Genomic DNA, 12407 nt, shown 5'->3' with positions numbered 1-12407 from the left:
TACAAACTATTTATCAAGCTAATTTTTTAGGAAACGATATATAAAAAGTAGATCCTTCATTGGGTAGGCTTTCTATCCATATTTTACCTTGATGTTTATCCATAATTCTTTTTACTATGGTCATTCCCACACCATGCCCCTCATAGCCTTCTTCATCTGTAAGTCGGGAGAATATTTGAAAAACCTTACCAATATGTTGCATATCTATGCCAATCCCATTATCAGAAATGATGTAAATCACCTCTTCCGGTTTTTCTTCTCCATTAATTTCTACTATAGACTTGGGCTTCTTTTTGGAGTATTTCACCGCATTAGATAATAAATTACTAAATACTTGGCCTACCATGATTTCATCTCCATAAATGTCAGGTAATGAACCCACTTTAAATTCAATAACCTGTTCTTTGTACGAAGTTTTTAAATCATCCATTACCTGAGATATGAGGCCATCTACTTTAACAGTGGTAAAGGTAGTCTCTATTTTGCCTATTTTAGAGTAATGAAGTACGGCTTTTATTAGATCTGTCATACGATCTGCATTTTTTATTATTTTTCCTACCATGTCCTTGGCGGAATCATCAAAAAGATCACCTCTATCTTCAAGCAAAATTTCAGAGTAAACTTTTACAGCAGTGAGTGGTGTTCTCAGGTCATGAGATACGGTGTAGCTGAAAGCATCAAGCTCTTTGTAGGCTTCTTCCAGCTGATCATGCAGTTTTCTTATTTCATTGGCTTTTTTAATAATTACCTGAAGCACATCTTCTCTGAGCTTTACAACTGCACTTATGTTGGCATTGGTCCAAGGGTCAGACTTGTTTTCCATTACCTGAGCCCATTTTTCAAATGACTGCCTTGGAGAAATGGAGGCAAAAGATCCATTTCCTTCAAGGTTTACCGCTTTATCAGGGTTGCCACCCCAATAAATGGTTTGTAAGGCCTCTGGTTTGAACCACAAGAGGTATTCCCCAAGTCCGGATGATAACCTGGCAGAGATGAGACCGGCAGCTAATTCTTTGTATTCTAAAGCTTTTGGGTATCGATATGAAAGCTCATCGGTAATTAAAATGTCTTCCTTCTGGTTTTCGTTTAGCCATTCTACAAGATCTTTAATATGTTCTTCAGCAGGGGCATTGCCCATTCTGCATATCTTATTTTCAGCAAAAATAGCCGCCCCAGAGCAATCTATTAGCTCATGAAGTTTATGCTTATGTGTGGTAAGACCATCAATAATACTATATTCTCTAAGCGTCCATCCGGCGAGCAATGAGCCAATCTCTCTACTCTTTTCAAGCTCTTCGTTCTCTTTATCCATCAGGTGCAGTTGTAATGCAGATGAGAACAACTGCCCCATAAACTGACAGGTCTGTCTTAACTTGAAATCAATGAATTTCGGGGATTTATGATGGCAAGCAATCATGCCCCATAACTTGTCATTGATAAGTAAGCTGATGGTTAGAGATGCTCCAACTCCCATATTTTTAAGGTACTGAATATGTATAGGGGAGGAGCTTCTTAAAGATGATAACGATAGGTCTGTCGGTTTATTCTCGCCTTCAGGTATACTCGGATACAGTTCGGTAGGTTCAGATTCTACATCATGTATAAACCTAACGGGGTTAGTCTTAAATAATTTTCTGGCCTGTGCAGGGATATCTGAAGCTGGATAGTGCAGACCATGGTAAGATTCCATGTCATCCTCTTTAGCTTCTGATACTACTTCTCCATGCCAATCTGAGTGAAATTTATAAATCATCACTCTGTCATAGCCGGTGGTTTTTTTTATTTCTTCAGCGGTTTGATATAGAAGGCTCTGTACATTGGCGCTGTTATGAATTTTACTCATGGCAGCCCCAAGAAAATACTGCATATCATAGTCAGTACTATCCATGGTTTGAGGCTCAAATTCCATGATGTAATTATCTTCCCAAGAGTGAATTAGAAGGTTAAAACTTTCTTGGTTAGGCAGTATAAGGGTATTGGGATGAGGCTGAGAAAGGTGTAAAGTGCTAACCACCTCGGGTAGACCATCTATATGAATGTCAGAGATTGACTTCCCAATGATGTCTTTATAATTTATATTTAGAAACTTATCTACATTTTTACTGGCTTGTATAATTTTACACCCTTTCTGCTTCAACACAAGAAAAAAACCTATATTTTGTATTTTTCCTATAATGTGAATAGGTTCTTTTTCGCAGTTTTGCAGGCTCGGTAATGTACTATCAGTCATAAGTTTGCTAATATATGTGAAAGTAAATAAGATAGCCAATATTAGTAGTGTAAATATACCTATCTATTGAATTATATTAACAAACAAGATAAATATAAATTAGTCCCAGAATTTTTTAGCTACGTAGCTATTGCCTTCCATCTCCCAGGCTTCTCCAGTTACAAATCGATATTCATAATCTAATTGATCAATTTCATTCATATCTGCTTGCGTAAGTTTGATGAATGAGGCCTCATAGTTTTGTCTTATTCGCTCTTTATTAGTGGATTTAGGTATTACAGCCGTTCCTCTATGTAAGGCCCAGGCAATTAATATTTGAGCCGGAGTATGCTTATGATTAGCAGCTATACTGTTGATTACCTCATTGTCCATAAGTATTGGCTCATTGTCTTGTTTCATTTTGTCTGGTCTATCTCCTGATCCTAATGGAGAGTAGGCTGTTACATTAATGCGATGAGTCATGCAGTAATCACAGAGCTCCTGCTGTGGTAGAAAAGGATGCATTTCTACCTGATTGAGCTCTGGGTTTATTTTACAATCGTTAATAATATTTTTTATTTTATCAATATTAAAATTGGAAACCCCAATATGATTAGCTAAGCCTTCTCTTTGAGCCTTTTCCATTCCTTGCCATGTTTCTGTTAAGGGTACACTATTCGTGCTCAGGAAATCATCAGCGGAACTGGGATATTTCGTGCCTTTTTTTAAAACTACGGGCCAATGAATTAGATAGAGGTCTAAATAAGTTAATTGTAAGTCAAGAAGGCTCTTTTTTAAAGAAGGAATGACGTCTTCTTGCTTATGGCTGTCATTCCATAGTTTGGACGTAATCCATAATTCTTTTCTTGAAATAATTCCTTCTTCTATTGCTTGCTTTATTCCTTCTCCTACTTCTGGTTCATTTCCATAAATTGGAGCGCAGTCTATATGTCTATAACCTGCCTTAATAGCTTCATATACCGCCATTTTTACTTTGCCTGGTTCAGATTTCCACGTACCTAAACCTAATGCCGGCATCTGATCTCCGTTTTTAAATGCTAAAGTATTCATATTAAAATGGTTTAATTTTGAATTGCTTTGTTAATAAAACGGGGTCAATCAATGAAATGTTCCTAAACGGCTAAACCTTAAGTACAAATGATGGTTTGACTTATTAAGTAAGTGGCTTAAGAATAATAGAATTGAAAAAAGGAAATTATGCAGATAGGGATATATATAATGGCGATGGTATACATGGCTGCGGGTGTTTTTCACTTTGTTAAGCCTAAGATGTATGTGAGTATTATTCCGCCATATTTTTCTAAAAAGCTTTTGTTAGTCTATATCAGTGGCGTGGCAGAAATAGTGCTTGGAGCAGGGTTGCTGTTTGAAGAAACGAAGAGCATATCAGCATGGCTCATTATGCTGATGTTGATAGCTTTCCTGCCGGTACATTTCTATATGCTGAGGTCTGAAAAGTTTAAACGCATTCCGAAATGGCTACTGATTATTAGATTACCCTTACAGCTTTTATTGATCTATTGGGCCTTTCAGTACACTTAATTAACTTGAGTTAACTTTTATCTCCTGAATTTATCTTCCCAATAACTAGCTTCCTGAGCGAGCTTTATCTTACTTTTATTATTTTTTGATGTAAGGGCGCTATTTGTTTCACCCTGAGACGTGAGGTGATAGCAGCCACAATGCTCACATTTATAATAATTAATAGGGCCACTGTTTTTAGAATGGTTGTACCGAATGTGAGATCCGAGTAATGCATCTTCAGCCTGCTCCGGGGTGTCGTAACATCTTTTCTTAGAAATGCAGTCCATTTTTATTAGTTTTTCTACCTTTTTTAAACGAAATCTGTTAATTGAGGTTAATTAAAACATATTAGAAGAATAGAATTCACCTCAAATACAGTACATGAACACTGAATCCTCAAAGTTACCGATTTATGGTGCATTGGTTGCCAATTTATTAATTGCAATTACAAAATTTATAGCAGCCGCTTTTACTGGGAGTTCGGCTATGATTTCTGAAGGTATTCACTCAGTAGTGGATACTGGCAATCAACTTTTAATATTACTGGGCCTAAGCAAGAGTAAAAAGCCCGCAGATAAGCAGCACCCATTTGGTTATGGCAAGGAATTATATTTTTGGTCATTAATAGTAGCAATATTATTGTTTGCCATAGGAGGGGGAATGTCTTTATATGAGGGTATACATCACTTTGGGCAACCCACGGAGCAGTCTGATCCAACCTGGAATTATGCAGTGCTGGGTATGGCCTTTTTGTTTGAAGGCACCTCTTGGGTAATAGCTATGAAGAATTTTCTTAAAAAGAAATCCAAATTCAGCTTCTTTACCAGGTTGAGGAATAGTAAAGATCCTTCCATTTTTGTAATTATTCTGGAAGACTCTGCTGCTTTGTTAGGTATAATAGTGGCTTTTTTTGGCGTGTTTTTAGGGCATACATATCAAAATCCTATGTTTGATGGTATTGCATCAATAATAATAGGTGTAATACTAACGTTAGTAGCTATATTTTTAGTGTCGGAAAGTAAAGGACTTCTGGTAGGTGAGGGTGCTAGTGCGGTGGTTATAGAAAGTATTAAACATATTTTTGAAGAAAATCCAAGGGTGCTGAGAATAGAAGACCCTTTAACCATGCACTTTGGTCCATCTGAAGTATTGCTGGCAGTAAATGTACAGTTTAGTAAGCAGCTGTCTGCGGAGCAGATAGAAACATGTATAGATGAGCTGGAAAAGAAAATAAAAACCAGTCATCCGGAAATAAGGAGAATCTTTATAGAAGCAGAGTCTATTTCCAGAAAAGGAGATAAGACCTAATTAAAGCATTATTTGTCAATTATTTATTTAAGGCCAGCCAGGATTTATTCATCCAGCTGGCCTTCTTTATACTTAAGCTTTTCTATCAAATTTCCCTCTTCGTCATAAACACGCCAGGTTCCGTCTTTTTTGTCATCTCTGTACTTTCCTTTAAATTTTACTTCCCCATTTTCAAAGTAGCTCTCAAAGCGGCCATGTTTCCATCCGTTTTTAATGCTTATTAAATATTTTGGGTTACCGTTATTATATTTAGCTACATATTCATCTCCAGAAAGGTTAGGGATCACTATTTTATCTATTTCTTTAAGCTCTGTAGTGTATCTGCTGGCCCAAGGTAGTTTTTCTTTAGGTATTCTCTGAATTTCGGCCTGATATCTTCTTGGACTAGTCTCAGCTGTTTTTCCGTCTACTAGGAGTAAAGAAGGATCAGTGAAGCTGGCGTTAAATACGGTTTTAAAAACATTGCCATCTTCAGGCGCCAGCTGCAGGCTTAAGCGAGAGAAACATTTAATGTATTCTTCATTTTTTTTCATGCTTTTCCATTCCTGAATTTCCATGAGAGGCTTCAGGTCATTAAAGATCTCTACCATATTTACATAGGCGTAGATAGAGCTTTTTTCGCTCAGCTGGTCATAGTGATTTATAAAATTATCATCATAGTACAGGGTTTCTTCTTCCTCTTTGGCATCTATAATATTTTTAATCGTTTGAGGATGGTTAGAAAAAATTACCCAATCATCAACAATGCTGTAATAAGGCTTGTCAAATTTGTCAAACAACTTGCCGAGAAATACTTTGAAGAAGCCCTTCATGGCCATATACCGGATGGCAGACCCTCTATAATCAATGCTTTTTATTTTTATAGGGGTTCTTTTTTTGATTTGTTCTCTTATAGTTCGCAGTCCTTTGTCGGCCTCTTCGGGGTCTTTGGTCTTTATTAGCATGGCATACTCCTGAAAGCCGACCTTACTACTAGGTGTAGTTTGGAGCATCACGACCTCATTGTCCACCCAATTAACAAAAGTTTCGTTAAGGTCGATTTTTAGAAATTTTTCAGTGAGCTCTTTATTGTCATTGTAACTTTCTTTTTGTTCAGGATTGCTGTTTAGGGCACCTTCAAGGTTTTCTACAAATTCAGGAAAACCTTTAAAGCCTAGTGACACAAAATAAGGAGAAGCTGTTGGTACTATTTTCAGAAATTCATGAGAGCCATTGCCGGAAGTGTATAGTGCTTTAAGGTATGAATTTACGGTGTCATTTACATTAGTATAGCCTTTGAATAGGATGCCGCTGTTATCTACATTGCCTTTGAATCCGCTGTATCTGAGCGATTGCTTGAGCATATTCATGCCTGCATTTTCTAGTGCAAATTGGCCTAAATAATTCATAAAGCTGCGGTAATTAATATATACCCTGATCATGCCGCCATAACCTACTTCGTTAGTCACTTCACTCAGATATATATCTTCCGATTGAGGCTCTACATATTGGTTGATAATTTGCTCAATAGGGTTAGAATTCAAACTCATTACCAATAGGTTTTCAAGAAAACAGATATGAATAGTTTGCTTGTAATCGCGATCATAAATTTGAGTAACGTCAGTGCCTTTATATTTTCTATAAGTTACTTTGTAGTTATCATCTAATATTTGTTGGAGGTAAAACTGTACACTTTTTAGGCGAGATACCCGTGAGAGATCCATGACATAGGCGTAGTCATACGTGTTCTGAACCGGAAGAGCCGCAATAAGAAGTTCTTTATTGCCCACATAATCCAGCCAGTCATTTTCTTGTACTAATGAATCGATATAGTTGGCATAATCAGTAATCAAGGCGAATTCAGGGTTAGTTTTGAGGTGAGACCACACCTGGCTGTTGCTAATGTCATTCCAGCTATTTACTGGCTGATCACTAGCCATGACGAAAGCTGCGTTTGAAGGAATAACATTCATTGCTTTCAGCCTATAAACGGGAGACCAATAAAGATAATAGAATAGAGAACCTGCTACTAAGAGTAGAATAATTGCAATGATTATTTTTTTCATACTGCCAATATGGAAAATCTAAATAAATTAGACCTACTAACGATCAATAAATTCAGTTATTACAAAAAAAGCCCGAAGTAAATCCAGGCTTTTTTAACGTTTCTCTTGCACTTTAATGTGTTCTAATCATTTTTGATGGGATTTCCAGATTTGTCAAACCTCATTGGCTCTCTTCCTGTTACATCTACATCGTAGTAGGTGGAATTGTCAGCGGTTTCTATTTTATTGACACTTTTTATGCTCGAGGTTTTATAATCAGATAGATTATTTTTTAATGCGGGGGGCATGTTATCCATGGTAACAGTTTCTGAGGTTTGAACCCACTGCCCATTATTGTCAAACTGGGTGGTGAGGTCTCTGCCTTCATAATCAAACGTTCCTTGATAGTAGCCATCAGCGGTGGATTTCCATTTGATATTGTCATAATCAACACCTTTATACTTGGCATTTATAGATGACTTCATTCTGTTGTTTTGCGTTTCTTCAATGGGTGTAGCTTGAGCCCATGCTGTTGAAATTAATCCTAGGTTAAGTAGGAGGCTTAATAATAGTGTGTGAGATTTCATAAGTTAGTGGTGGTTAGTTTAACATAACTTATAGCTCACAAAAATGATGTAAATTATTAGTATGCGTTTATTAAGCACATACCAGTGCTATTTATTGATCATATGTGGTGTTTTGTGCAAGGCATGAGGAATATTATCAACTATTGATCATACTTTCCGTTCAGCCAAGCCCAAAATCTTTTTAGAGGATTAGGATGTCTTTCCACGCTTTTCTTTTTTTTGTGAGTCTGCTCTGCAGTTTTGGTTGTTTTCTTTTTAGATGAAGATTGCGCTTGTTTGACTTTGATATTTTCTTCGTAATACTTTTTCTTCTTTTCTTTAAGCTTCTTTTCTTTAACCCTTTTCTTTTTTAGTTCTTCTCGTTCCTGGCGTTTTTGCTTTTGCTCGTAACTTTCGGGTTGTTTTCGCCTTTTCCCTTTTCTGTTGTAGTCTTTATACGGTTTTCTGTTAGACCTTTCTCTTTCCTGATTTACTTTTTTCTCGCTTGGGGTTTCTTCTTTTTTTGGTTTAGGCTCAGGCAAGTCTATTTTTCCTAAAACTTTAATACCCTCTAGTTTTACTTTTTTGGCTCTGATTATGGTTACACCAGGCTTTTCTGCTTCGGTTTCAGGATCATCAACAGTGTTTATAGGTGGGGTGGGAGTAGTGTGCTGAGTGACAACAGGCTCTTGAATAGTTTCAGTCTCATGTGAGTTGTCTTCCGGAATAGAAGCTTCATGCAAAGTTTCTTCATAACTGTTGGCTTCAGTTTCCGCAAGTAATTCTTCTTCTTTTTCTGCAGCAGGGGTTAGACTCTCTTCCGCAGCAGGAGTCCAATGCTCATATATCAGTGGCAGGTATTCTTCTGGCATTTTAGAATTACCATGAAGTTCAATTTGTATGTTATGTGTGATAAGAAAATCTACAATTTCCTGCTGTGATGTTCCCAGCTGGCGCGCGAGCTGCATCAATCTCATTCGAATTCAATTTTTAGGGCAAAAATATCATGTTTAATAATGCAATACTATTCATTGTTAATTAAAATTTTCATTAAAAAAGTCAATTATTAGATAAAAGCGAGGCCTTCAATTACATTTTAACTATTATTAGAATTTATAGTTAAAATTTTAATAATACAATTTGTAGTTAAGGCATGAAAAAAGCTCCGTAAAATGAAATTTCACGGAGCTAGTTTGCTTGTTTCAGTTATTATTGTTTCATCAATAGTTTCTGGTATATAACTTCACATCTTTAATAATGCTTTTTCCGAAAGCATAAGATAATCCCTTGTTAATAAAAGAACGCGAAGGATCTTTTGCGAAAAATGATGCAGCGTTTGGTACTTGTAACCCCCAAGAGCCCGAAGGCTGAAGGCTTCCAGGAAGAATTAATGCTACATGACCAAGGCCTTCGTTATTAATGTAAACGGCCACCACTGCTTTTTTATCATTAGCTTTTTGCTGCGCTTTCTGAAGAGCGTCTTGGCTATAAGCAGGCCCTAGCTCACTCCATGCATTATTATTACTTAAATATTCATGAATTTCAGCTACGGGCATGTATGTGCTATTCGCTTTGCTGTAAAAATCATTCACCTTATATACGGTAGCTAATGACTTCCCTATATATTGGTAACAATCCTCGCTTTCATTTTCACAATCATGAAAGGCGGAAAGAGCCTCTTCAAGATCAGTGTTCCAGTTGGTGTTAATTTGCTGAGAAAAAGCCACCGACGACAATAAGACAAACAACAGAATAAATAAAAAATCACCTTTCATATTCACAGATATCATATGTTAAACACATAATTAAGTTACAAAAATATTATTTGTATTCTAAACTCTTTTTTCAATACACTGACACAGTACCTTATAGTTAGTCTGCAAAATATCGAGGCAAGAGACTTCTGGTAATAAGATCTGTTAACTTAAAATTATTTCGATCATATATCCATAAATGATATGGGTGGTAACTTTTAGGAAACAGAATTTGTGAAAGTATTGTCTGTATGTTTTAATAATTATATGTTTTATTAGTAATGGAATGTATTGAGGTCGTATTGATTTGATGTTTTTTTCATTTTTTGTGTGAGGAGTTTTATAATAAACTTGGGATAGGATAATTTGCTTTGCTTTAAGGTTACAAAAGCTTCTTTTTTGAAATTCATTTAAGATTAAATAATAGATGTTAGAGTAATTTCTTTTCAAAATGCGAATCAGCATCCTGAGTTTTTTTGTTTTGTGCATCCATATTTCATCTGCTTATGCTAGTAAGGAGAAGTGTAAGATACAGTATTTAGAAGGTGAATGGTACGGTGAGTTTAGTAATTACTCAGGGCCTTCTTTACTTATGAAAATGAGTATAACAGAAACGAAAGGTTGTGAAGTGAAGGGGGAATTTTTATGGTCGGATTATTATAATACTAAAACGGAATTCTCGGGCTCATTAGAGGGGGAGTATTTGATTATTAGAGAAGATAGGCTAGTGCAGGGTCGTTATCTAAAGGTATCTGCTAATTTGTATAAGTTCAAAATACAACCCAGTGACACTATTGTAGGTACTTCATATTTTGAAAATGAGGAAGTGGCTTCTTTTAAAATCATGAAATCCACCACACTTAATGCAGGTCAGCTGTCTTCATTTGAGCATAGGTGTGATGAGAATAGTAAAAAATATGGAATAGCCTCTATAGGAAAAGAATCTCACATTTTTTTAGATGAAATTGTTGAAAAACAGCGAAGTTTTATGAAATCTACTGTCGCAAGTCTTTCTACAAAATATACAGGTACCATTAGCTATGGGCAAGTAGAGCTACCTATGGTCTCTTATTTTAAGCCTGGAGGTTATACTTATATGGAAATATCTTTCCAGAATTTAAAGCTAATACAGGCTCAGAACCCTGAATATGCCTGGTCTTCTGACCCCAATAAAAAGGAAATAGAGAAGTATCCTATTGATTCGTTAGTGATGATAGATGCTAGTAATCAGCAGGGATTAACACAAAATAGCTTTTTGAGTAGTATTGATAATGGCTATGCAGCAGCTGAACTGAAATATGCTAATTTGGATGGTAGAAATGCTCATAGGGTAAAGCTGGTTAGTCCTGATGGGAAGGATGTCCAGGTTTTCTATTTTGATACAGATTCCTTTTATCTTGTGAGGGAAGAAATAGGCCTTGGACTATCTGTTTTTAAGGAATATAAAGAAGTTGGAGGAGTAGTAATGTGCACGCACAGTGTAGATTATAAGGTAGGAGATGATGCCCGAATATTGGTTTTAGAAACCATGGAAACAGGACTTGACATTGAAAATGAGTTGTTTTTTATTCCCAAGAATTATGAAGGTAAGATTGTAGATGGAGAGAAGGAGTTAACACCTACTAATTTAGCTAATCAGGAGTTTCAATCAGGTAATTACGAAAGGGCAATTGAGCTATATACAAAAGCCATAGCGCTTAATTCTTATGATGACTTTCTGTACTATCAGCGAGGAGTGTCTCGCTATAATCTGGGTAAGTATTATCCAGCTATTGGAGACTTAGAGCGAGCTATAGAGCTGAACCCACACAAGGCGGAGTATTTTAACTACCGAGGCCTGTGTAAATATGCTTTAAGGGATTATAATCAGGCTAATGATGATTTTAAATATGCCCTTGCGATAGACAGTACCTATGCTCAGGCTTACTACAATAGGGCATATACGCAGTTTTCGCTAAGGCAGAGCGATAGCGCTTTGTTTAACTTAAATAAAGCAATTGAGTATAACCCCAATAACCCTAATTACTATCATGATAGGGCTGTTTTATTCTTACAGCAAAATGAAACTTATGAGGCTGTTAGAGATTATAAAGCGGCTATGAGCTTGGGGTATAAAGATCATGGTTCTTTAAAGAATAAGCTAGGCGTAGCATATTTTCAAATGGATGATTATGATTCGGCAGCACTTTATTTTGAAGGGGCCATTGAAGACGATCCTCAGAATTTTCAATATCATAAAAACTTTGCGAATTCATTTTTTTATAAAGGTGAATATGACCGTAGTTTAAAAGAGTTTAAGATAGCCAAAAAGCTAAATGATGAGGATGATGAGTTGATTAATAACATGGGGTTGTGCTATTATTATACGGAAGATTATAACCAGGCCATTGACTGTTATAATAGGGCCATTGAAATCAATAAAATGAATCCGAGCTATTATTCTAACCTGGCCTTTGCTTACTCGGGCTTGTATAAATACCAAGAGGCTATTGGTAGCCTTACCTCTAGTTTGGAATATTATGCCAAAGCCCCGATGGTTTATATGGAACGAGGTAAGCTTTATAAGCTTCAAAATGATCGTTTTGCCGCGTGCAAAGATTTTAAAAAGGCGGTTGATTTAGGCTTAGATGAAGCTCAGGAGCTGCTAGATCAAAACTGCGATTTTTAAGTCAATTCTTTTACGATAACTGGTTTATTTACATCTCTTTAGGAATAATAACATTTTTTAACGCTACTTATTTTTGCTTCCCTCACTGAAGCCTTAACATTACACCATGCTTAGTGGAGCTGAAGGATAGGCTTCTCAAAGCGCGTTAGTTGTAAAGATATGTTTTAGTTTGATCTTGTTGTGTGAGTGCAACAGTTGTTAAATTGGTTTTGAATTGCAAAGCAAATCAGTTCACTTTCTTTATTTTAAATAGGAACGAAGGAATGTTTAGTTTGAAGTAATGATCAGTGACGCAAAAGGAATAAAGAAGGTGGCTGAGTGCTTTGCTCTTTC

The 12407-nt window shown here is 36.2% G+C and carries 10 protein-coding genes; 3 read left to right on the top strand and 7 right to left on the bottom strand.

Going from position 1 to position 12407, the window contains the following annotated elements; translation table 11 throughout:
• Positions 1 to 13: 13 nt before the first annotated feature.
• Both JL102_RS19505 and JL102_RS19500 read right to left on the bottom strand, forming a co-directional pair.
• Positions 14 to 2230, bottom strand: a complete 2217-nt coding sequence (locus JL102_RS19505; protein WP_202246140.1) for an ATP-binding protein — start codon at positions 2228 to 2230, stop codon at positions 14 to 16.
• A gap of 99 nt (positions 2231 to 2329) precedes the next feature.
• Entirely contained in the window at positions 2330 to 3280 is a 951-nt protein-coding gene (locus JL102_RS19500; RefSeq protein ID WP_202246139.1) for an aldo/keto reductase, read from the bottom strand.
• A gap of 147 nt (positions 3281 to 3427) precedes the next feature.
• Between JL102_RS19500 and JL102_RS19495 the strand changes: the two genes are divergently transcribed.
• The gene (locus JL102_RS19495; protein ID WP_237390678.1) at positions 3428 to 3772 is read left to right on the top strand and encodes a DoxX family protein; all 345 of its coding nucleotides are present in this window, start codon (positions 3428 to 3430) and stop codon (positions 3770 to 3772) included.
• A 17-nt stretch (positions 3773 to 3789) separates the two neighbouring features.
• Here JL102_RS19495 and JL102_RS19490 read toward each other — a convergent pair whose 3' ends face one another.
• A complete protein-coding gene (locus tag JL102_RS19490; RefSeq protein ID WP_202246138.1) occupies positions 3790 to 4041 on the bottom strand; it encodes a hypothetical protein in 252 nt (83 codons plus the stop codon).
• Positions 4042 to 4135: 94 nt separating this feature from the next.
• Between JL102_RS19490 and JL102_RS19485 the strand changes: the two genes are divergently transcribed.
• Positions 4136 to 5062 carry a cation diffusion facilitator family transporter gene (locus JL102_RS19485; RefSeq protein WP_202246137.1) on the top strand — a complete coding sequence of 309 codons (927 nt, stop codon included), beginning with the start codon at positions 4136 to 4138 and terminating at the stop codon, positions 5060 to 5062.
• Between the two features lie 44 nt (positions 5063 to 5106).
• On the opposite strand, the gene JL102_RS19480 is transcribed toward JL102_RS19485, so the two are convergent.
• From JL102_RS19480 to JL102_RS19465, 4 genes are all read right to left on the bottom strand, one after another.
• Positions 5107 to 7107, bottom strand: a complete 2001-nt coding sequence (locus JL102_RS19480) for a DUF3352 domain-containing protein (protein ID WP_202246136.1) — start codon at positions 7105 to 7107, stop codon at positions 5107 to 5109.
• A 122-nt stretch (positions 7108 to 7229) separates the two neighbouring features.
• Positions 7230 to 7673 carry a PepSY-like domain-containing protein gene (locus JL102_RS19475; protein WP_202246135.1) on the bottom strand — a complete coding sequence of 148 codons (444 nt, stop codon included), beginning with the start codon at positions 7671 to 7673 and terminating at the stop codon, positions 7230 to 7232.
• 140 nt (positions 7674 to 7813) lie between these two features.
• Positions 7814 to 8629, bottom strand: a complete 816-nt coding sequence (locus tag JL102_RS19470; protein WP_202246134.1) for a hypothetical protein — start codon at positions 8627 to 8629, stop codon at positions 7814 to 7816.
• A gap of 243 nt (positions 8630 to 8872) precedes the next feature.
• Complete coding sequence (locus JL102_RS19465; RefSeq protein WP_202246133.1) at positions 8873 to 9427, bottom strand: hypothetical protein; 555 nt, start codon at positions 9425 to 9427, stop codon at positions 8873 to 8875.
• Between the two features lie 430 nt (positions 9428 to 9857).
• Here JL102_RS19465 and JL102_RS19460 point away from each other — a divergent pair, with 430 nt between their 5' ends.
• On the top strand, positions 9858 to 12074 hold the full coding sequence (locus JL102_RS19460) for a tetratricopeptide repeat protein (RefSeq protein ID WP_202246132.1): 2217 nt from the start codon (positions 9858 to 9860) through the stop codon (positions 12072 to 12074).
• Positions 12075 to 12407 lie beyond the last annotated feature (333 nt).

Source organism: Fulvivirga sediminis, assembly GCF_016757215.1.
Classification (GTDB): Bacteria; Bacteroidota; Bacteroidia; order Cytophagales; family Cyclobacteriaceae; genus Fulvivirga; species Fulvivirga sediminis.
Note: the sequence above shows the minus strand (reverse complement) of the source record. Positions and strands in the feature narration are given on the sequence as shown.

What these genes read in the sequence shown, in the direction of transcription:
- JL102_RS19505 (WP_202246140.1), bottom strand. Translation starts at nt 2,230, where the DNA reads ATGACTGATAGTACATTACCGAGCCTGCAAAACTGCGAAAAAGAACCT.
- JL102_RS19500 (WP_202246139.1), bottom strand. Translation starts at nt 3,280, where the DNA reads ATGAATACTTTAGCATTTAAAAACGGAGATCAGATGCCGGCATTAGGT.
- JL102_RS19495 (WP_237390678.1), top strand. Translation starts at nt 3,428, where the DNA reads ATGCAGATAGGGATATATATAATGGCGATGGTATACATGGCTGCGGGT.
- JL102_RS19490 (WP_202246138.1), bottom strand. Translation starts at nt 4,041, where the DNA reads ATGGACTGCATTTCTAAGAAAAGATGTTACGACACCCCGGAGCAGGCT.
- JL102_RS19485 (WP_202246137.1), top strand. Translation starts at nt 4,136, where the DNA reads ATGAACACTGAATCCTCAAAGTTACCGATTTATGGTGCATTGGTTGCC.
- JL102_RS19480 (WP_202246136.1), bottom strand. Translation starts at nt 7,107, where the DNA reads ATGAAAAAAATAATCATTGCAATTATTCTACTCTTAGTAGCAGGTTCT.
- JL102_RS19475 (WP_202246135.1), bottom strand. Translation starts at nt 7,673, where the DNA reads ATGAAATCTCACACACTATTATTAAGCCTCCTACTTAACCTAGGATTA.
- JL102_RS19470 (WP_202246134.1), bottom strand. Translation starts at nt 8,629, where the DNA reads ATGAGATTGATGCAGCTCGCGCGCCAGCTGGGAACATCACAGCAGGAA.
- JL102_RS19465 (WP_202246133.1), bottom strand. Translation starts at nt 9,427, where the DNA reads ATGAAAGGTGATTTTTTATTTATTCTGTTGTTTGTCTTATTGTCGTCG.
- JL102_RS19460 (WP_202246132.1), top strand. Translation starts at nt 9,858, where the DNA reads ATGCGAATCAGCATCCTGAGTTTTTTTGTTTTGTGCATCCATATTTCA.